Consider the following 19440-nt stretch of genomic DNA (forward strand, 5'->3'; position numbering starts at 1 on the left):
CGGGACAGAGATGGAATTGTATTCTTCTCTTTCCCTGGCGACCCCTGCGCCCTTGCGGTCCTCTTCTGAATCGATTTTCGCCGAATCTCGACGTGATCGGCGTTCTAGCCGCTCCCCTGGAAGGCCAGCGCGCGCAGCCGGCGGCCGCGCCCCCGTGGGGGGCGCAGGCCAGCGCGCAAGGGTGCGGCGCGAGGGGCGTTCTAGCGCGGCGAGGCGCTCAGCGGTTCGCGATGTGGATCGCCGCGCCCATGGCGTGGGCGGCGGCTTCCATCAGCGACTCGCCGAGGGTCGGGTGCGGGTGGATCGTGAGCGAGAGGTCCTCGAGGAAGGCCGCCATCTCGAGCGAGAGGGACGCCTCGCTGATCATCGTGCTCGCCTCCGGGCCGACGATGTGGACGCCGAGCACCTGCTTCGTCTTCTTGTCGGCGACGATCTTCACGAAGCCCTCGGTCTCGTTCATGGCCATGGCCTTGCCGAGCACCGAGAACGGGAACTTGCCGACGCTGACCTCGAGGCCCTTCGCCTTCGCCTCCGCCTCGGTGAGCCCCACCGTCGCGATCTCCGGATCGGTGAAGATCGCGCCCGGGATCGCGACCCAGTCCTTCGCGGCCTTGTGACCCGCGATGACCTCCGCGACGATCTCGCCCTCCTTCGTCGCCTTGTGCGCGAGCAGGGGCGGGCCGCTGACGTCGCCGACCGCGTAGATCGACGGCACGTTGGTGCGGCCCGTCTTGTCCGTGGGGATGAACCCGCGCTGATCGACCGTCACGCCGACCTTCTCGAGGCCGAGCCCCTTGGAGGTCGGCCGCATGCCGACGGCGACCAGCACCGTGTCGACGACGATCGTCTGCTCCTTGCCCTCGATCTGGATCTTCACCCCGACCGAGCCGTCCTTCTGCTTCTCGTACCCGATCGCCTTGGCGTTCTTGTGGATCGTGCCGCCGCGCTTCAGGATCTTGCGCTCGACGATCTTGGTGCAGTCGGGGTCGACGCCCGTGAGCAGCTCGGGCAGCGCCTCGACCACGGTGAGCTGGGAGCCGAAGGCCTGGTAGACCATGCCGAGCTCGAGGCCGATGACGCCGCCGCCGATCACGAGCAGCCGCTTCGGGATCTGGCGCAGGCTCACCGCCTCCTTCGCGCCGATGATCGACTGGCCGTCGAACTTGAACGACGGGATCTCGATCGTGGTCGAGCCGGTGGCGATGACGATCCCCTTGGTCGCCTCGATCTGCTCCACCGAGCCGTCCGGCAGGGTCACGTCCACGCGCTTCGGCCCGACGATCGTGGCGGTGCCGGTCAGCAGGTCGGCGCCGTTGCCCTTGAGCAGCGACCTGACGCCGCCGGTGAGCTTCTTGACGATGCCTTCCTTCCAGTCCTGCATCGCGTTGGCGTCGAGCTCGACGCCGCTGACCTTGATCCCCATCGAGGCGCCGGCCTGCGACTTCTCGTAGAGGTGGGCGGCGGAGATCAGCGCCTTGGAGGGGATACACCCCCAGTTGAGGCAGACGCCGCCGGGCTGCTCCTTCTCGATGCAGAGCGTCTTCTGCTTGAGCTGAGCCAGCCGGATGGCGCAGGGGTAACCGCCCGGGCCGGCACCGATCACGATTGCGTCGTAGGTCTTCATCCTTGTCCTTGTTGTGCGCTTCGGAGACTGGGATTAGGGGCGCCGGGGTCCGTCAGGCAAGCCCCTCGCCGACCAGCCCTGAGGCCGCGCCCGCAACCGCGAGCCGTGCCCGGGGTGCCCGGGGCTTACACGACCTCGCACCGAGGGGAAATCCCTCCCGTGGTCAGCGTCCGCCGCCGTGCGCGGGCGCTTTCGGGGAGCGCAGGAGCTCCGCGCGCTGGTCGCGCAGGTGCCAGGGCAGCTCGGCGTAGACGTCGTCGAACAGGGTCTCGCGGGCGGGCGGGTCCATCCCCTCGACCTCCGCGACGGCGGCGGCGATCTCGGCGTTGAGCTCCGCCTCGAGGGCGGCCTCCGCCGCGTCGTCGAGGAGGCCGCGGGCGGCGAGGTGGCGCCCGAGGCGCAGCAGCGGGTCGCGCGCCGTCCAGCGATCGACCTCCTCCTGCGACCGGTACCGGCTCGGGTCGTCGCTCGAGGAGTGCGCGCCGACCCGGTAGGTGAGCGCCTCGATGAAGCCGGGGCCGCCGCCGGCCCGGGCCCGCGCGACCGCCTCGGAGACGGCGCGGTAGACCGCGATGACGTCGTTGCCGTCGACCCGCACCGACGGGACGCCGTAGGCCCGGCCCTTGATGGCGATCGTCCTGGAGGCCGTCTGCCGGTCGGTCGGCACGCTGATCGCCCAGTGGTTGTTCTGGCAGATCATCACGCAGGGCGCCTTGAAGACGCCCGCGAAGTTCATCGCGCTGTGGAAGTCGGGCTCGCTCGTCGCGCCGTCGCCCAGGAAGCCCACCACCACCGTGCGGTCGCGCCGCAGCTTCGCGGCCCACGCGGCGCCGACCGCCTGGGGGATCTGCGGGCCGATGCAGCTCGACCAGGACACCTGGTTCACCTGCCGGCCGCTCATGTGCGACGGCATCTGGCGCCCCTTGAGGAGGTCGCCCGAGTTGCCGAACACCTGAGCCACGTAACTGCGCAGCGGGAAGCCGCGCACCAGCATCATCACGCTCTCGCGCAGCGCGGGGAAGATCCAGTCCGTGGGCTCGAGCGCGAGCGCGGCGGCGATCGGCGTCGCCTCCTGGCCGGTGCACGCGCCGTAGAAGCCGATCCGCCCCTGCCGCTGGAGCAGGAGCATGCGCGCGTCGAGCAGCCGGAGGCGCTTGATCTCGCGGTACGCGCGCAGGAGCAGCGCGTCGGCCAGGCCGGGATCGGTCGCGGGATCGAGCGTTCCGTCGTCGCGGAGGACGCTGAGCAAGCCCTCGTCGTCCGCCTCCCCCGCGCGGGGCGGCGGCGCGTGAGGTGGAGGGGCGCCTTCGGCCCTGGTCGAGGCGCCGGGCGGCGTGGCTTCCAGCTCGCTCATGACCGGACCATACCGCGAAATGGCGGCGATCGCGGCCCCTTCGGCGCGCCGGCGCGGGGCCGCCCGCCCCGCTCGCCCGCCGGAGCGAACCGGCCCGCACGCCGGCGCGAGGCGCTCAGCCGAGGAGGACGCGGAACATCCGCTTGCTGTCGGAGAGGTAGTAATAGGCGGCGCGGTCCGCGTCGCCCATGAGATCGAGGATGGCGCGCTCCATCTCGTCCGGGCTCAGCGTGTTGGACACCTCCCAGGTGTTGGGGGTGACCTCGTCGCCCTGCCACGGTCCGGCGCAGAGCGCGACGAGGCGCGCCCGGTTCTCCTCGTCGGCGATCGAGAACGTGAGGATGTAGTCGTGGTTGACGAAGCCGCTATACAGCTTGTTGTCCCGCGGCATCTGGTCTCTCCCTGTGCTGGCCGCGCCGCGCGGCGGCGCCGCGCGCGCCGGTGGTCGGATCCCCGCGCCGGCGCCCGCGCGGGTGACGTGCGCCCCGCGCCCTCACCGCGGGCCGGGCGGCAGCGGCGCGGCCGCGTCCTCGTCGTCGTCGTCCTCCTCGGGGCGGCGCGCGCCGAGCGTGAAGACGTGCAGCGCGACGAGGCTCGCGCCGAGGAACACCTCCGACCGGCTCACGAGCTCGGCGCGGCGATGGGCGCGCTCGAGCTCCATGCCGCGCTCCCCCTCGCCGCGCCGCGCGCCCTCGCGGTGGAGCGCCGCGATGCGGGGGGTGAGCGCGAGGCCGACGTACGCGGCGCACCCGGCCATCGCCATGGCGACGAGCCGGCGCACGCGGGCCGCGCGGCCCGCGCCCCGGCGGCCCGCCGCCCAGGTGCGCGCCACCTCCGCGCCGAGGAGGATGACGGCGGCGCCGAGCGCGAGCTGATCGAAGCGGGCGAAGGCCGCGCTCATCGCGTCGCCGGAGAAGGGCGCCGGCGTGAGCCGGAAGACGAACGGCGCGGCGCAGGCGCCCAGCGTCACGACGCCGCCGGCCCAGGCGCCCGCCGCGAGCGCGGCCACGCTCGCGGCCACGCGATCGATCAGGGAACGGCGCGACGCGGCGCGCTCTTCGGGGCTCGGGGCGAGGTCGGCCTCGCTGAACTGGGCGTCATCGTTCATGCATCCACCTCGGAGCCGATGGCGGCGATCGCCTCCTCGACGGCCCCCTGATCGGCCTTCCGGTCGTCGCCGCGCATCGCCGCGATCGCCGGCAGGGCGGCCGCGAGGCGCGCGCGGCCGGCGGCGGCGACGGCGAGCGTGCGCCGGTGGCGGTCCCACGCGTCGAGCTCGCTCAGGATCTCGCGGATCGCGCGCTCGTGGCGCATCCGCGCGAGCGCGACGCGCGCGTGCCAGCGCAGCGGGTCCCGGCCGAGGCCGAGCCGGCGGCCGAAGGCGCGCCGCTCGAGCGCGCCCCGCGAGGCGGCGAGGCCGAGCTCGCCACAGAGCTCGATCGCCGCGGCCTCGTCCTCGTGATCGACGCCGCGGAGCTTCCCCTCCACGACCTCGACGAGCACCGCGTGGCCCGCCGGATCGCCGAAGCGCGCGGTGACGACCGCCGCCGCGGCCCGGACGAGCGGCGACGCGTGGCCGAGCAGCGCGCGCGCCCGCGCCATGCACGGCGAGGGGAGCTCGCCGTTCGCCTCGCCCAGCTCCTCGAACATCCGCAGGGCGATGTGGCAGACGAGCGGGTCGCCGTCGTGCGTGGCCTGCATGACGGCCTCGAGCGCGTCGGCCGGCTGGGCGCAGACGCGGGGGAACGCGATGACCGCCTGGAAGCGGACCTCGGGCCGCTCGTCCGAGAGGGCGCGCCGGAGCCGGCCCGTGGCGCGCACGTCGCCGATCTCGCCGAGCGCGGTGATCGCCATCTGCCGGACGTTGGGGTCGACGTCCTCGACGGCGAGGAGCAGCGCGGGCAGCGCCTCGACGGCCTTCGTGTCGGCGAGGGCGATGGCCGCCGCCGCGCGCACGGCCGCGTGCGCGTCGGAGCGCAGCGCGCCCTCGATCGCGCGCAGGACCCGCTCCCGCGCCGTCGCGGCGTACGGGACGAGATCGGTCACCGCCTCCACGCGCACGGCGGGCTTCTGCGAGGCGACGTCGCGCAGCGCAGCCTCGAGCGTCCTCTTCGCGGGGGCCGGTCCAAACACGCGGCCAACGCTAGCACGGTCGCCGCGCGGCGCCGGATCGCACCGCGCGGCGCTCAGCCGCCGCCCGCGCCGCCCGAGCCGCCAGCGCCGCCGCCCTCGCCGTCCGAGCCGCCCGCGCCGCCGGCACCACCTTCACCGTTCGAGCCGCCGGCGCCGCCCTCGCCTCCCGAGCCGCCGGCGCCGCCCTCGCCGCCGGCGCCGCCCGCGCCCGGCGTGTACGGCGTCCACGCGGGCTGCTCGGGCGCGGCCCCGCAGACCCCGGGCCCGCTGTCGGCGTCGCCCGAGGTCTCGCCGGGCGCGCTCGGGGGAGAGGACGGATCCGGCAGGCACGCCTTCGAGCCCTCCGGCTCGGCGTCGACGATCGCGGCGTTGCGCTCGCCCGGCGGGATCGCCGCGGCGCTCCGGATGTCGCGCAGCGCGACGCACGAGTAGCCGCTGCGGCAGTCGTCGTCGTCGTCGCAGGTGGCCATGCAGAACGTCCGCGCGAAGCGCGGCCAGCGGACGTTCTCGAGCGCGCCGCACGCCTGATCGAGCACCGGGTTGAACGCGACGCAGACGCTGCTGCCCTGGCAGCTGTCCGGCTTGCAGTTGAAGACCGTGCAGTAGCCGCCGGGCTGCGTGCCGTCGCAGAAGAGCTCCTGCTCTTGCTGCGCGCAATCGAGCGACGTGATGCAAGCGTCGCCGATCTGCGGGCCGCATCCGGCGAGCAGCGAGGAGGCGCCGAGGACGACGAGCAGGAGGGCGGGCCCGGTGAGGCGGAGCATCGAGGAGGGCCGCTTAGTACCGGCAGGGGCGCCGGCGCGCAAGCATGCGCCAGCGCCGCCGCGCGGAACCTGCGCTCCCTTCCGCCCGAATTGACACCTTGCCCTCAGGCCTCTAGAAACGACCGGACCGGGGTTGACCCCGGAGAATGAAGCGAAGGCCATGGCGACTTACATCACCGAAGACTGCATCAACTGCGGCGCCTGCGAGCCCGAATGCCCGAACGAAGCCATCAGCGAGGGCGATGAGATCTACGTGATCGATCCGGAGCTCTGCACGGAGTGCGTCGGCTTCTACGACCACGAGGCGTGCCAGGCCGTGTGCCCGGTCGAGTGCTGCCTGCCGAACCCGCAGATCGTGGAGACCGAGGAGACGCTCATCGCGCGCGCCATCAAGCTGCACCCCGACGATGCCGATCTGCAGAAGCGCGCCGCCGCGAACGACTACCCCTCGCGCTTCCGCAAGTAGAGCATCGTCTCGAGCACCATCGCGTCGCCCCTCGGCCGCGCTCCCCATGCCTCCGCCGGCACCGTCGGTTCAACGCGGCGCCCGGGTCACACCGTGATCCGGCGCTGGGCCGCAGCGCTCCTCGCGGGGGCCTGCGCGGGCTGCCACGGCAGCGGGCCGCTGCTCCATCCGGCCCACGTCCTTCACCCGGGCAAGGTGAGCGTCGGCGCCGGCCTGTCGGGCGACATGGTCGTCGCCGGCGCGACGGTCGCCCCGCCGGGCGCCGCCGGCGACGCGGCCGCGACCGAGGGCGCCGCGCAGCGGAAGCTCTCCGAGATCGCCGTGTCGCCGGGCATCGCGCCGTGGGCCGGCGCCCGCGTCGGGATCGAGGGCGGGAACGAGGCAGGGCTGACGTACACGGGGCGCGCCCTCCGGCTCGACGGACGCCACGCGTTCCCGCTCGGCGACGCGGCCCTGTCCATCGGCCTCGGCGCCTCCGCGCTCTTCGCCGGCGCTCCGGGCCCGCTCGCGGAGCCGAGCGCGGAGGGGGGCGACGTCGGCGACGTTTACGGCGCCGGGGTCGACGTCCCGATCCTGCTCGGCTTCCGGTCGGACGCGGATCTCTACGCGCTCTGGTTCGGCCCGCGGCTCGGGCTCGAGCTCCTCGGCGGCGAGGTGCGGCTGCCGCCCGCCGGGTCGGCCTCCCGGGGGCCCCTCGTCGACGCGTCGGGCCAGCACCTCCGGCTCGGGTTCGTGCTGGGCGTGCGCGCCGGGTTCCGCCACGTGCATGTCGCCCTGGAGGCGACAGCGACGTACCACCACGCCACGGGCGAGATCGGCGGCACCCCGGTCGCCATCGACCAGGGCACGATCGCCCCGGGCGGCGGCCTCACCGTCACCTTCTGACCTGACCGTAAAGCTGTAAAGATCCGGATTTTCGCGCTGTTTCCGTGGCCAGCGCAGGCGCTTGCCCGGCCGGAGGAGCCGCCTTAGACTCGGATCTATGCGTCCCTACGGCGCCCTCTCCACCTCTTGCCTCCTCGCCGGTGCGGCTCTCATCGGCTGTTCGGCGCCTGTCGCGGGCGACGCGGCCGACGTCAACGGGGTGGTCACCCAGGGGGTCGTTCGCGTCGAGCGCGCGCTCAACCTGAGCCGGGACGCCGCCCCCATCGAGCTCGACGACGCGGCGCCCGAGGGCGCCGCCGACGAGGGCGCCGGCTCGGTCACCAACGTCCTCGCGAAGTTCATGCGCCTCTCCTCCGCGATCGATCCCGAGCTCGCCGAGGGCGCGGTCGGCCAGCCGTTCGTGCTCCCGTCCGCCGGCAGCTGCATGGTCCTCTCGCCCGCCGCCGAGGACGAGGCGGCGAGCAGCTTCAGCTCGCTCAGCCCGATCGAGCTCCTCGACGCGGGCGACGTCACGATGCGGACCGACAGCACCGAAATGCCGCTCGCCGCCCGCGCATTCCCGGACGTGGGCGCCCTGGTCTTCGGCGTGTTCTACACGTCGCGCGACGCCACGAGCGACCTGCCGGCGCCGGCGCGGTACGTCTTCGAGAGCTCCGGCTCCGGCCAGCTCGATCGGTTCGCCTTCGAGGCCGACGCCCCCGCCGGCCCCGAGGACGTGCGGGTGGGCGACGCCGACCTGGCCGACGGCGTCGAGCTCGGCGCCGGGGTCGGCGCGGTGGTGCAGTGGCGCGCGGACGAGGGCGGCGACGCCGGCAGGGCGCGCGACGCCATCTACGTCGACGTGACCTCGGCGCACGGCGCGACCGTGCGGTGCGCCTTCAAGGACACGGGCCGGGGCGTGATCCCGGGCTCCTTGCTCGATCCCTCGACGCTCGGCCCGCTGCCCGCGAGCGCGACGCTCGCCGTGCACCGCACGCGGCAGGTGCCGTTCAGCGCCGCGGGGATCGACGCCGGCGAGGTGCGCTTCGACCTCTCCGTGAACGGCCGCGCGCGCATCGCCGCGCACTGACGCTCGACGGGTTGGCGACCAGCGCCGGGGTGACGTACGAGGACCTGCGACGGCGCGCGGCCGAGCTCGCCGCGATCGGGCAGCGCGACCGCGCCGCGGCGCTCCTCGTGGCGGCCGGCGATCACGCGGGCGCGTCGGAGCTGCTCGAGCGGGTCTGCGACTTCGCCGGCGCGGCCCGGGAAGCGCTCGCCGCCGAGGACCCGGCCCGCGCGGCGCTGATGGCCGCGCTCGGCGGCGACGACGCGCTGGCGCGCCAGGCGCTCGACGCGCTCGTCACCGCGGCGCCCCGGGACGCCGCGCTGCGCGTCGCCGCCGACCTCGCGGCGCGCGGGTTCCCCCGCCACGCCGGCGCGCTGTTCGCGGCGCTCGGCGCCCACGCCGCGGCCGCGGAGGCGTTCACCGCGGCCCAGGACGCGCGCCGCGCCGCCGAGAGCTTCGAGCTCGCCGGCCGCCCCGCGGACGGCGCGCGCGTGCTCGAGGCCTCGCTCCGCCGCCGCCCGGGCGACGCGGCGGCGTGGCTCGCCCTCGGCGAGCTCCTCGCGCGCCACGGCCGCACCGAGGCCGCGGTGCGGGCGCTGCAGCACCTGCCGCCCTCCTCCGCGGAGCGCGCCCGCGCGCTGCCGCTGCTCTGCCGCTGCCTGAGCGCGCTCGGGCTCGAGGACGCCGCGCGGACCGTGCGCGAGGAGCTCGCGCAGCTCGACCCGCGCGGCGAGGAGGCGCTCTCGTCGCCCGCCGCCGGCCCCGCAGCGGGGCCCGCTGCGCCGGGCTCGGCGCCGGGCGGGCCGCTCCTCTTCGGTCGTTACGAGACCCTGCGCGAGCTCACGGCCACCCCCCACGCGCGCGTGGTGGAGGCGCGCGACCGGATCACGGCGGAGCGCGTCGCCGTGAAGATCTTCGCGGGCGCGGCGTTCGGCGCGGGCCGCGACGCGCTCCTCCGGTTCGAGCGCGAGGCGCGCGCGCTCGCCCAGCTCCGGCACCCGAACGTCGTCGCGCTCCGCGCCTATCACCCGGAGGGGCCGGCGATGGTGCTCGCCTGGATGGCCGGCGGCTCCCTGATCGAGCGGCTCCGGGGGGAGCCGGTGGCGCCCGCGCGCGCGGTCGAGATCGCGTGCGCGCTCCTGTCCGCGCTCGGCGAGGCGCACCGGCTCGGCATCCTCCACCGCGACGTGAAGCCGAGCAACGTGCTCTTCGACGAGATCGGGACGGCGCACCTCGCGGACTTCGGCGCGGCGCACCTCGGCGATCTCTCGACCACCGCCACGGCCGGCGCGATCGGGACGTTCGCGTACATGTCGCCGGAGCAGCGCATGGGCCGGCCGGCGACGCTGGCGAGCGACCTGTACGGGGTCGGCGCGGTGCTCGCCGAGCTGCTCACCGGAGAGGCGCCCGCCCCCGCCATGGGCGGGCAGCTCGATCCTGCGCCGAGCGCGAGCCACCCGGAGCTCACGGCGGCCCACGACGCGGTCGTGGCGGCGCTGCTCGCCGAGGACCCCGCCGCGCGGCCGGCCGACGCGTTCGAGGCGCGGCGCGCGATCACGGCGCTCCCCTGGCCGGAGAGCCCGCGGCCGCGGCGCGCGCGCGCGAGCGCCCGGCCCAGGTCGAGCGAGGCGCCGCCCTCCACGGCGGCGCGGCTCGCGGCGACGCTGGAGGTCGGCGACGGCCGCGACACGGAGGGGCGATGGCACGACGTCTGGCTCGATCGCGACGTGCTCGTGCTGCAGCTCGACGACGCGACCCTCGCCCGGGCCCGGGCGTTCGCGCGCGCCGGGCACGCGGCGCTGCCGTGCGTCCTGCGGGTCGACCTCGCCGCCGGCGAGGTGTGGGTGGCGCCGCCCCAGGGCCGCGCGCTCGCCGACGAGGGGCGCGCCCTGACGAGGGGCCAGCGGGCGCGCCTCGGCGAGGCGATCGCGGCGCTCCACGCGGCGGGGGGCGCGCACGGGCGCATCGACGGCCAGCACCTCTACGTGCACGACGGCGAGGTCGCGCTGGCCTACCCGCGCGAGGCCGACGGCAGCGTGGAGGAGCTCGCGGCGCGGGATCTCGCGGCGCTCCAGGAGCTCGACAGGAACGCGCTGGACGAGCTCTAGGGGAGACTAGAAGGGGGCGCAGGGAGCGTCGTCGGTGCGCTTGGTGATGTCGTAGCAGCAGTAATCGCCGTCGTACTCGGGCTCGCTGTCGACCGACTTGACCTCGCTGCCGCAGGTAGAGCCGCCGAAGTACTCGAGCGCCTCCGCCTGGGAGGGGCACGCCCCCTCGTACTCGGTCCACTCGAAGCACCCGACCTTGTCGCACCCCGTGGCCGTGAGGGAGACCGCCAGGGCTGCGAGCGGAAGGGCCCGGACCGGGCAACGCGCGAGGGCCGAACGGATCGTCGAGATCATGGATTCTCCCAAGGTCGGGCGCTGCTCGCGCCGCGGGCGAGCATACTCCGGTTCGGACGAAGCCGGCTGTCCCGGAGAGGCGCCGGGCGCGCCGAGCAGCCTTACGTCACGCGTCGACGCGCGCCGCGCGACGGAGCGCGCCGCGTCGCCTGGTCGGCCCGCATCGGCTGGGGTACACGTCAGCATGGCGACCGGAGAGCAGGGGGCCCGGGTGGTGCGCGCGCCGCGCGGGAGCGAGCGGAGCTGCAAGGGGTGGATCCAGGAGGCGGCGCTCCGGATGATCCACAACAACCTGGATCCGGAGGTCGCGGAGCGGCCCGACGACCTCGTGGTCTACGGCGGCACCGGGAAGGCCGCGCGATCGTGGGAGGCGTTCGACGTGATCGTCCGCGAGCTCCGGGAGCTCGAGGACGACGAGACGCTCCTCGTGCAGTCGGGCAAGGCGGTGGGCCGCTTCCGCACGCACCCGGACGCGCCCCGCGTGCTCCTCGCGAACTCGAACCTCGTGGGCCGCTGGGCGACGTGGGACGAGTTCCGGCGCCTCGAGGCGCTGGGCCTGACCATGTACGGGCAGATGACCGCGGGCTCGTGGATCTACATCGGCTCGCAGGGCATCGTGCAGGGCACGTACGAGACGTTCGTCGCCGCGCGCAAGGCGCACGCGGCGCGCGCGCCGGGCGGCGGCCGCTGGGTGCTCACCGCGGGGCTCGGCGGCATGGGCGGCGCGCAGCCGCTCGCCGCGACCATGGCGGGCATGGCCTGCCTCGGCGTCGAGATCGACCCGGCGCGCATCGAGAAGCGGCTCCGCACCCGCTACGTCGACGAGCGCATCGACGACCTCGACCGCGCCCTCGAGGCCGTCCTCGACGGCGTCCGGCGCGGGGCGCCGCGCTCGATCGCCCTCTGCGGCAACGCCGCCGACGTCTACCCGGAGCTCGTCCGCCGCGGCGTCACGCCGGACCTCGTCACCGAGCAGACCGCCGCCCACGATCCGCTCGTCGGCTACGTCCCGCCGGGGCTAACGCTGGAGCAGGCGGCGGCGCTGCGCGCCCGCGACCCCGGGGAGTACGTCGCGCGCGCGAAGGCGGGGATGCGGCTCGAGGTCGAGGCGATGCTCGAGATGCAGCGGCGCGGGGCCGAGGTCTTCGACTACGGCAACAACATCCGCACCTGCGCGATGGAGGCGGGCTGCGAGGGCGCGTTCGCGATCCCCGGCTTCGTGCCCGCGTACGTGCGCGAGCTGTTCTGCCAGGGCAAGGGCCCGTTCCGGTGGGTGGCGCTCTCGGGCGATCCCGAGGACATCCTCGCCACCGATCGCGCGGTGCTCGAGGCGGTCCCGGGCGACCCGGATCTCCGGCGGTGGATCGAGCTCGCGGAGCAGAGGATCGCGTTCCAGGGGCTCCCGTCGCGCATCTGCTGGCTCGGGTACGGCGACCGCGCGAAGGTCGGGCTCGCCTTCAACGAGCTCGTGCGCACCGGCCGGGTGAAGGCGCCGCTCGTGATCGGGCGCGACCACCTCGACTGCGGGTCGGTCGCGTCCCCGTTCCGCGAGACGGAGGCGATGAAGGACGGCTCGGACGCGATCGCCGACTGGGCGATCCTCAACGCGCTCGCGAACACGGCCGGCGGCGCGTCGTGGGTCAGCTTCCACCACGGCGGCGGCGTCGGGATCGGCAACTCGCTGCACGCCGGGATGGTGATCGTCGCCGACGGCACCGAGGCCGCTCGGCGGCGGCTCGAGCGGGTGCTCACCATCGACCCGGGGATGGGGATCATCCGGCACGCGGACGCGGGCTACGAGACGGCGATCCGCGTGGCGGACGAGAAGGGCGTCCGGGTGCCGCACCGGGCGAGGTGAGGGCGCCGCGCGGCCCGGCGCGCGTGCGCCGCGTCCCAGGGCCAAACGCGCCCCGAGGCGCTCCGCCGTCGCGCGAGCGTCAGCCTCGAGGGGCGCGCGGCTTGCCCTTCCTCGGCGGTCGGGCATCGGCGGGGGGCGGCGGCGCCGCCGGCTCGGGCGCGCCCCGGAGCGCGCGCAGCCGCGCGATCTCCTCCGCGTAGCCGCGCCGCTCCTTGGAGAGCGGCGGCAGCTCGACCACCGCCGGCACGCGCGCGAGCCGCGCGTCGTTCGCGAGGCGCCAGAACGGCGCGAGCCCCATCTGCCCGTCGCCGATGCGCTCGTGCCGATCGACCCGCTGGCCGAGCGCCGCCTTCGAGTCGTTCACGTGCATGCACCGCAGCCGATCCATGCCGAGCAGCCGGTCGAAATCGCCGAAGAACCGCGCGTAGCCGGCCTCGCTCCGGAGATCGTGCCCCGCCGCGAACGCGTGCTGCGTGTCGATGCAGACCCCGAGCCGCGCCCCCTCCGGCCCGGCGCGCTCGATCATCGCGGCGATCTGATCGAGGCGATCGCCGAGCGTCGACCCCTGCCCGGCCATGTTCTCGATGCACAGCTGCGCGCGGAGCCCCTGCCCCCGCGAGAGCACCATCGCGAGGCTCTCGCCGATGCGGTCGAGGCCGGCCTCCTCGCCGAGGCCCCGGTGCGCGCCCGGGTGGAACACGACGAAGTCGATCCCGAGCGCGTCGCAGCGCGCAAGCTCCTGGAACAGCGCCTCCCGCGAGCGATCGAGGATCGAGGCGTCGTCGGCGCACAGGTTGATGAGGTAGCTCGCGTGCGCGAGCGTCGGGCCCGCGCCCGCCCACGCCGCGCGCGCGGCCCGGAACGCGGCGATCTGATCCGCGCCCAGCGCAGGCTCCCGCCACTGGCCCGAGACCTTGGTGAAGACCTGCAGCGCCTCGCAGCGATCCTCACCCGCCAGCGCGATCGCGCGGTGGAGGCCGCCGGCCACGGACTCGTGTGCCCCGAAGATCATCGGCCGCACTGCTTGGGTCGCGTCCCCCGCGCCGGCAAGCCATTCCTCCGAGCACGACGGATCTGCCACGCCGCCGCGACGCGCGCGACCGCGACCCCCGGAACGCGCCGTCCGGATCCTCCGCGACGACCTCGATTCCCGAGCAAACGCGCGAGCAAACCCTATGCCGGGGCGGCGCGAACCTCCGTTCGCGGCACCTCGCCCTTGACGCGTTCCGGCCCAGGCGCGAATTGAGCGGCCTTCCTGGAGTCTCGATGAGCCATATGGGTGTTACGAACGGGGCCGGCGCCCGAGGGGTGGAGCCGGGGTCGCCGGGGGCGGCCAAGGGCGAGGAAACCGCGGCGGCCCCGCCGCTGGTGCCGTCTCAGGTGCTCTCGGGCAAGCGGCTCGTGGTGGTCGGAGGCACCGGGTTCCTCGGCAAGGTCTGGCTGGCCATGCTGCTCGCCAGGTTCCCGGAGATCGACCACATCTACCTGCTCGTCCGCGCCAAGGAGAGCCAGTCGCCCGAGGAGCGCTTCTGGTCGCAGATCGCGACCTCGCCCGTGTTCGACCCGATCCGCGAGCAGCACCCGGGGCCCGCCTTCGAGGAGTACCTGCGGCGGAAGATCACCCCCATGAACGGCAACGTCGGCCAGCCGATGCTCGGGCTCGGCAGCCGCGTGGGGGAGCTCACGGGCAAGATCGCCGCCGTCGTGAACGTGGCCGGGGTCGTCGACTTCAACCCCCCGCTCGACGAGGCGCTCGAGGTCAACGCGTTCGGCATCAGCAACCTGGTCGAGCTCGCGCGGGCCCTCGGGGCCAAGGTGATGCACACGAGCACCTGCTTCGTCGCGGGGTACCGCTCCGGGCTCATCGAGGAGAACCACCCGGCCGAGATCCCCTTCCCCCGCGCCGCGGGCGAGACGTGGTTCGGCGCCGCCTGCCCGAAGCGCACCCTCGATCGATCGCACTGGGACCCGCAGCGCGAGATCAGCGAGTGCCTCGACCTCGTGAAGCAGGCGCGCCAGCGGTGCGAGGACGCCTTCCGGCAGAGCGCCTTCCTCGACGAGGCCAAGGCCAACCTGGCCGCCCGCGGCGAGCCGAGCCGCGGCAGCGCGCTCGACAACGAGCTCGCCAGGGTGAAGCGCAAGTTCATCAAGGACCGGCTCGTCGAGGCCGGCAAGGAGCGCGCGCTCTTCTGGGGGTGGACCAACATCTACACCTACACGAAGAGCATCGGCGAGCAGGTCCTCGCGAGCTCCGGGCTGCCCTTCACCATCGTCCGCCCCGCCGTCGTCGAGACCGCCGTCGAGTTCCCGTTCTGCGGCTGGAACGAGGGGATCAACACCTCGGCGCCCTACCTCTACCTCGCGTCGAAGGGGCAGGTGCAGTTCCCCGGCGACCACGACGTGCGGCTCGACCTCATCCCGGTCGACATGACCGCGAGCGGCATGATCGCCTCGCTCTGCGAGCTCATCGAGGGCCGCGCGCCCGCCGTGTACCAGTACGGGACGACCGACACGAACGGCTGCCGCGTCACGCGCTACCTGGAGCTCGCCGGGCTCTACAAGCGACGGCAGGTCTTCGAGGGGAAGAAGACCGCGCTCTTCGACGTCGTGTCGTCCCGCTTCGAGCCGCGCGGCCTCACGCGGCAGCAGTACGGCGCGCACGGCGCGCGCGCCATCGAGGGCGCGCTCCGCGGCCTCGGCGGCCTGCTCAAGTCGGCGAGCGTCGGCCCCGCCGCGGCCCTGCTCAAGCCGGCGGCCGCCGCGCTGGAGAGCGCCGCCAAGGCCGAGCAGAAGACGGCCACCCTCCTCGAGGTCTTCATGCCGTTCGTCGCGGAGGCCGACTGGGTCTACTCCTGCGCCAACACGCGCGCCGCCATGGCCCGCATGCCGCCCGAGGAGCGGGCGCGCTTCGTCTGGGCGCCCGAGGCGATCGACTGGCGCGACTACATCTGGAACGTCCACCTCCCCGGCCTGGAGAAGTGGGCCTTCCCGCTCATGGAGGACATGCTCCGCCGGGAGATCAAGCCGCTCCGGCCCTACGACAGCCTGGTCGACCTGCTCGACGAGGTCGCCGAGCGCTTCGATCACGCGCTCTCCCTCCAGCGGATCGAGCAGGACGGGCTCTCGCGCACGAGCTACCGCGAGCTCCGCGACGCGGCCTGCCAGACGGCCGCGCGCCTCGCCGCCCTCGGCGTCCGCCGCGGCGATCGCGTGGCGCTCTCCGGCGCGAACCAGCCGTCGTGGCCCATCGCCTACTTCGGCATCCTCCGCGCGGGCGCCGTCGCCGTGCCGATCGATCCCGCGCTCGACGCGGAGGCGTTCGCGGGCATCGTCCGCTCGTCGACGGCGAAGGTCGTGCTCTGGGACAGCGGCGTCGAGGAGAAGATCGGCGCCGAGGTGCGCGCGGCGCTGCCGAACCTGTACGCCTTCGACCTCTGCGGCTTCGCCGAGGGCCGCGCGGCCGACCTGGGGCCGGCGTCCGGCGAGGGGCTCGCGCCGCCGGACGTGCGCGTGGGCGGCGAGGACGTCGCGAGCGTCGTCTACACGAGCGGCACGACCGGGGAGCCGAAGGGCGTGCTGCTCACGCACGGCAACTTCACCGCGCTGCTCGCCGCCCTCGCCCCGCTGTTCCCGCTCAAGGCGAGCGATCGCGTGCTCAGCGTGCTGCCGCTCCACCAGACCTTCGAGGTCACCTGCGGCCTGCTCCTGCCGCTGTCGCAGGGCGCGCGGATCATCTACCTCGACGAGGTCTCGGCCGACCGGGTGACCGACGGGCTGAAGAGGGCCCGCGTCACGGCGATGGTCGGCGTGCCGGCGCTCTGGCAGATGCTGGAGCGCCAGATCGTCGCCCGCGTGAAGGAGCAGGGGCCCGCCGCGGCCGCCGCGTTCAGCTGGGCGATGGAGCTGAACCGCATGCTCGGCAAGCGCTTCGGGCTGAACGTGGGGCGGCTCTTCTTCGGGAGCGTCCACGAGGCGCTCGGCGGCAACGTCCGCTTCCTCATCTCCGGCGGCGCGGCGCTCCCCAAGGACACCGCCGCCGTGTTCAAGGGGCTCGGCCTGCCGCTCGCCGAGGGCTACGGCCTGACCGAGGCGGCGCCGCTCCTGACCGTCGCCAAGCCGTCGCCGACGGTGAGCCCCGGGAACGTGGGCAAGCCGATCCCCGGCGTGCAGATCAAGATCGCGAACCCGGACGCGAGCGGCGTCGGCGAGGTGCTCGCGCGCGGCCCCAACGTCATGAAGGGCTACGCCGAGGGCGCCGGCGCGACCGAGGCCGCGCTCGACGCGGACGGGTGGCTCCACACGGGCGATCTCGGCAGGCTCGACAAGCAGGGGCGGCTCGTCCTCGTCGGCCGGCAGAGCGAGGTGATCACCGCGGCGAAGGGCGAGAACGTGTACCCGGCCGACGTCGAGCGCCAGCTCGGCAAGGTCGAGCACGTGAAGGAGCTCGCGATCGTCGGGATCGACAACGGCCGCGGCGGCGAGCAGGTCGCCTGCCTCGCCGTCCCCGCGGCGCCGAGCGCGAAGGACGAGGGCGGCGACGCGGCGCTCGCGCGGGCGGCGCAGCACGAGCGCGCGCTCGACGCGCTCCGCACGGCGATCCAGGCGCTGCCCAAGCCGTGCCACCCCATGGCCCTGCACCTCCACGACGCCGACCTGCCGCGCACCGCGTCCGGCCAGGTGAAGCGCGCCGAGGTGAAGGCGATCGTCGAGCGCCTCGCCGCCTCGGCCGCCGAGGCGGGCGCGGCGGCGCTCGCGCCGGACGCCGGCGCCGCGGCCGCGGAGCCGACGTCGCACAAGCCGGGCGAGGAGCCGATCCACGTCCCCCGCCCGATGGCCGACTTCGCGAAGCACTGGATGAACAAGGTCCAGTCCGGCTTCTACGGGAACGTCATGCGCCCGAAGGTCTACGGGCGCGCGTTCATCCCGCACAACCGCAACACGATCGTCGTCTCGAACCACGCGAGCCACCTCGACATGGGGCTCGTGAAGTTCGCGCTGGGCAGCTACGGCGACGGCATCGTCTCGCTCGCCGCCCAGGACTACTTCTTCGAGGGCAACCGCTGGCGGCGCGCCTACTTCGAGAACCTGACGAACCTGGCGCCCTTCGACCGCAAGGGCGGCCTGCGCACGGCGCTGCGCCAGACCGGCGAGATCCTCGACCGCGGGCGGACCGTGCTGCTCTTCCCCGAGGGCACGCGCAGCCCCGACGGCAGCATCCTGGAGTTCAAGCCGGCGATCGGGCACCTCGCGCTCACGCACAACGTCGACATCCTGCCCCTCTACCTGGGCGGGACCTTCGAGGCGCTCCCCAAGGGGCGCAGCGTCCCGATCCGCCGCGATCTGGTGGCGCGCATCGGGCCGCCGCTCGAGATCGCCGAGCTCCGCCGGCTCACCGCCGGGATGAAGTACGCGATGGCCTGCCGCAAGGTCGCGGAGCTCACGCAGCTCGCCGTGATCAAGCTCAAGGAGGGCGGCGCCCTCGACCTGCGCCGGGTCGAGAGCATCGATCAGGCCGCCACGACGAAGGAGCACCCGCTCACGGTCCTGTTCCGCGAGCTCGAGTCGAAGTACGTGGCCGGGCGCGTCACCCAGCCGATCACCTACTACGTCACGCTCGGGGCGGAGGAGGAGGCGAAGTGGACCCTGCGGATCGATCCGGCCAGCTGCGAGGCGCGGATCGGCAAGCCGAGCCAGCAGGCGGACTGCGTCCTCAAGACGACGCCGGAGATCTTCACCAAGATCGTGCGCGAGGCCTACACGCCGAGCCCGATGGAGTTCATGACGGGCCTCGTGAAATCGAACGACATCTCCCTCCTCCAGACCTTCCAGAAGGTTTTCGATCTCGCATGAGCCGCTACCTCGTCACCGGCGCGACCGGTTTTCTGGGCTCGCACCTCGTCTCGGCGCTGCGCGGGGCGGGCCACGACGTCGTGGCGCTCTGCCGGGCGGAGGCGCCCGCGCTCGCCGAGCAAGGCGTCGCGCTCCGCCGCGGCGACGTCCTCGACGCGGCGTCGGTCCGCGCCGCCGCCGAGGGCTGCGAGGGCCTCTTCCACTGCGCCGGGCGCGTCTCGCGACGCCGCGAGGACGCCGAGGCGCTCTACCGGACGCACGTCGAGGGGACCAAGATCACCCTCGACGCCTGCCGCGACGCGGGGGTGAAGCGCGCGGTGATCGCGAGCACGAGCGGCGTCGTGGCGGTGAGCCGGGATCCGAGCGACATCCGCGACGAGACGGCGGCGCCGCCGATCGACCTCATCGCCGGCTGGCCCTACTACCGCTCGAAGCTGTACGCCGAGCGCGCGGCCTTCGATCGCAATGGGCCCGGCTTCGAGGTCGTCGCCGTCAACCCGAGCATCCTGCTCGGCCCGGGCGACGTCCACGGCGCGTCGACGGGCGACGTCGTGAGCTTCCTCGAGCGCCGGCTGCCCTTCATCCCCGCGGGTGGCCTCTCCTTCGTCGACGCCCGCGACGCGGCGCAAGGGATGGTGCTGGCGATGGAGAAGGGCCGCCCGGGCGAGCGCTACCTGCTCGGCGCCGCCAACATGAGCCTCGACGTCTTCTTCCACCGCCTCTCGCGGATCTCGGGCGTCCCGGCCCCGGCCCTGCGGCTGCCGCGGAGCATCGCGCTCGCCAAGGCGGGCGCGCACCTCATCGAGCGGGCGCGGAAGCGGCTGCCGTTCGACGTGCCGGTCGACCCGGTGTCGGCCGAGATGGGCCAGCACTTCTGGTACCTCGACGCGACGAAGGCGCGGCGAGAGCTCGGCTGGACGCCCCGCGACCCGGTCGAGACGCTGGCGGACACCGTCGCCGACCTGCGCGCGCGCGGCGTGGTCTGGCCGCAGGCGTAGGCGGCGCGGCCGGGCCGCCGGCGTAGGCGGCGGTCGCGCGGCGCGCCGGACCGGCAAG

The 19440-nt window shown here is 74.3% G+C and carries 15 protein-coding genes; 7 read left to right on the forward strand and 8 right to left on the reverse strand.

The annotated features are described in order from the left end of the window. Positions 1-217 precede the first annotated feature (217 nt). The 6 genes from lpdA to NQZ70_RS46235 form a co-directional block, all read right to left on the reverse strand. The gene (gene lpdA / locus NQZ70_RS46210) at positions 218-1624 is read right to left on the reverse strand and encodes a dihydrolipoyl dehydrogenase (RefSeq protein ID WP_129579915.1); all 1407 of its coding nucleotides are present in this window, start codon (positions 1622-1624) and stop codon (positions 218-220) included. A 163-nt stretch (positions 1625-1787) separates the two neighbouring features. Continuing rightward, positions 1788-2978, reverse strand: a complete 1191-nt coding sequence (locus tag NQZ70_RS46215) for a thiamine pyrophosphate-dependent dehydrogenase E1 component subunit alpha (RefSeq protein WP_129579916.1) — start codon at positions 2976-2978, stop codon at positions 1788-1790. 115 nt (positions 2979-3093) lie between these two features. Beyond that, positions 3094-3369 carry a hypothetical protein gene (locus NQZ70_RS46220; protein WP_129579917.1) on the reverse strand — a complete coding sequence of 92 codons (276 nt, stop codon included), beginning with the start codon at positions 3367-3369 and terminating at the stop codon, positions 3094-3096. Between the two features lie 102 nt (positions 3370-3471). Further along, positions 3472-4086: a DUF4149 domain-containing protein gene (locus NQZ70_RS46225; protein ID WP_129579918.1), complete on the reverse strand. Its 615-nt coding sequence runs from the start codon at positions 4084-4086 to the stop codon at positions 3472-3474. After that, the gene (locus NQZ70_RS46230) at positions 4083-5111 is read right to left on the reverse strand and encodes a HEAT repeat domain-containing protein (RefSeq protein ID WP_129579919.1); all 1029 of its coding nucleotides are present in this window, start codon (positions 5109-5111) and stop codon (positions 4083-4085) included. The genes NQZ70_RS46225 and NQZ70_RS46230 overlap by 4 nt, the downstream gene beginning before the upstream one ends. Before the next feature lie 53 nt (positions 5112-5164). Beyond that, a complete protein-coding gene (locus NQZ70_RS46235) occupies positions 5165-5875 on the reverse strand; it encodes a hypothetical protein (RefSeq protein ID WP_207217653.1) in 711 nt (236 codons plus the stop codon). Positions 5876-6035: 160 nt separating this feature from the next. Here NQZ70_RS46235 and NQZ70_RS46240 point away from each other — a divergent pair, with 160 nt between their 5' ends. From NQZ70_RS46240 to NQZ70_RS46255, 4 genes are all read left to right on the forward strand, one after another. After that, on the forward strand, positions 6036-6341 hold the full coding sequence (locus NQZ70_RS46240; RefSeq protein ID WP_061621589.1) for a YfhL family 4Fe-4S dicluster ferredoxin: 306 nt from the start codon (positions 6036-6038) through the stop codon (positions 6339-6341). Between the two features lie 93 nt (positions 6342-6434). Further along, positions 6435-7226 carry a hypothetical protein gene (locus NQZ70_RS46245; protein ID WP_129579920.1) on the forward strand — a complete coding sequence of 264 codons (792 nt, stop codon included), beginning with the start codon at positions 6435-6437 and terminating at the stop codon, positions 7224-7226. A 97-nt stretch (positions 7227-7323) separates the two neighbouring features. Next, a complete protein-coding gene (locus tag NQZ70_RS46250; protein WP_129579921.1) occupies positions 7324-8295 on the forward strand; it encodes a hypothetical protein in 972 nt (323 codons plus the stop codon). 11 nt (positions 8296-8306) lie between these two features. Next, entirely contained in the window at positions 8307-10382 is a 2076-nt protein-coding gene (locus NQZ70_RS46255; RefSeq protein ID WP_129579922.1) for a serine/threonine-protein kinase, read from the forward strand. Between the two features lie 6 nt (positions 10383-10388). On the opposite strand, the gene NQZ70_RS46260 is transcribed toward NQZ70_RS46255, so the two are convergent. Continuing rightward, positions 10389-10676, reverse strand: coding sequence for a hypothetical protein (locus tag NQZ70_RS46260; RefSeq protein WP_129579923.1), 288 nt, complete (start codon positions 10674-10676; stop codon positions 10389-10391). A gap of 184 nt (positions 10677-10860) precedes the next feature. Between NQZ70_RS46260 and hutU the strand changes: the two genes are divergently transcribed. Further along, on the forward strand, positions 10861-12534 hold the full coding sequence (gene hutU / locus NQZ70_RS46265; protein WP_129579924.1) for a urocanate hydratase: 1674 nt from the start codon (positions 10861-10863) through the stop codon (positions 12532-12534). Between the two features lie 79 nt (positions 12535-12613). Here hutU and NQZ70_RS46270 read toward each other — a convergent pair whose 3' ends face one another. After that, positions 12614-13546 (reverse strand): deoxyribonuclease IV, encoded by a 933-nt coding sequence (locus NQZ70_RS46270; protein ID WP_237244665.1) that lies wholly within the window; start codon positions 13544-13546, stop codon positions 12614-12616. 263 nt (positions 13547-13809) lie between these two features. Between NQZ70_RS46270 and NQZ70_RS46275 the strand changes: the two genes are divergently transcribed. Together NQZ70_RS46275 and NQZ70_RS46280 are read left to right on the forward strand one after the other, a co-directional pair. Next, positions 13810-18384: an AMP-binding protein gene (locus tag NQZ70_RS46275; protein ID WP_165374501.1), complete on the forward strand. Its 4575-nt coding sequence runs from the start codon at positions 13810-13812 to the stop codon at positions 18382-18384. Beyond that, on the forward strand, positions 18381-19382 hold the full coding sequence (locus tag NQZ70_RS46280) for an NAD-dependent epimerase/dehydratase family protein (RefSeq protein ID WP_129579927.1): 1002 nt from the start codon (positions 18381-18383) through the stop codon (positions 19380-19382). Before NQZ70_RS46275 ends, NQZ70_RS46280 begins: the two co-directional genes overlap by 4 nt. The last annotated feature ends 58 nt before the right edge of the window (positions 19383-19440 follow it).

Source organism: Sorangium sp. So ce836, from assembly GCF_028553905.1.
GTDB classification, from domain to species: domain Bacteria; phylum Myxococcota_A; class Polyangia; order Polyangiales; family Polyangiaceae; genus Sorangium; species Sorangium cellulosum_D.

Coding starts and splice junctions, on each gene's coding strand:
- lpdA (WP_129579915.1), bottom strand. CDS start 1,624: ATGAAGACCTACGACGCAATCGTGATCGGTGCCGGCCCGGGCGGTTAC.
- NQZ70_RS46215 (WP_129579916.1), bottom strand. CDS start 2,978: ATGAGCGAGCTGGAAGCCACGCCGCCCGGCGCCTCGACCAGGGCCGAA.
- NQZ70_RS46220 (WP_129579917.1), bottom strand. CDS start 3,369: ATGCCGCGGGACAACAAGCTGTATAGCGGCTTCGTCAACCACGACTAC.
- NQZ70_RS46225 (WP_129579918.1), bottom strand. CDS start 4,086: ATGAACGATGACGCCCAGTTCAGCGAGGCCGACCTCGCCCCGAGCCCC.
- NQZ70_RS46235 (WP_207217653.1), bottom strand. CDS start 5,875: ATGCTCCGCCTCACCGGGCCCGCCCTCCTGCTCGTCGTCCTCGGCGCC.
- NQZ70_RS46240 (WP_061621589.1), top strand. CDS start 6,036: ATGGCGACTTACATCACCGAAGACTGCATCAACTGCGGCGCCTGCGAG.
- NQZ70_RS46250 (WP_129579921.1), top strand. CDS start 7,324: ATGCGTCCCTACGGCGCCCTCTCCACCTCTTGCCTCCTCGCCGGTGCG.
- NQZ70_RS46260 (WP_129579923.1), bottom strand. CDS start 10,676: ATGATCTCGACGATCCGTTCGGCCCTCGCGCGTTGCCCGGTCCGGGCC.
- hutU (WP_129579924.1), top strand. CDS start 10,861: ATGGCGACCGGAGAGCAGGGGGCCCGGGTGGTGCGCGCGCCGCGCGGG.
- NQZ70_RS46270 (WP_237244665.1), bottom strand. CDS start 13,546: ATGATCTTCGGGGCACACGAGTCCGTGGCCGGCGGCCTCCACCGCGCG.
- NQZ70_RS46275 (WP_165374501.1), top strand. CDS start 13,810: ATGGGTGTTACGAACGGGGCCGGCGCCCGAGGGGTGGAGCCGGGGTCG.
- NQZ70_RS46280 (WP_129579927.1), top strand. CDS start 18,381: ATGAGCCGCTACCTCGTCACCGGCGCGACCGGTTTTCTGGGCTCGCAC.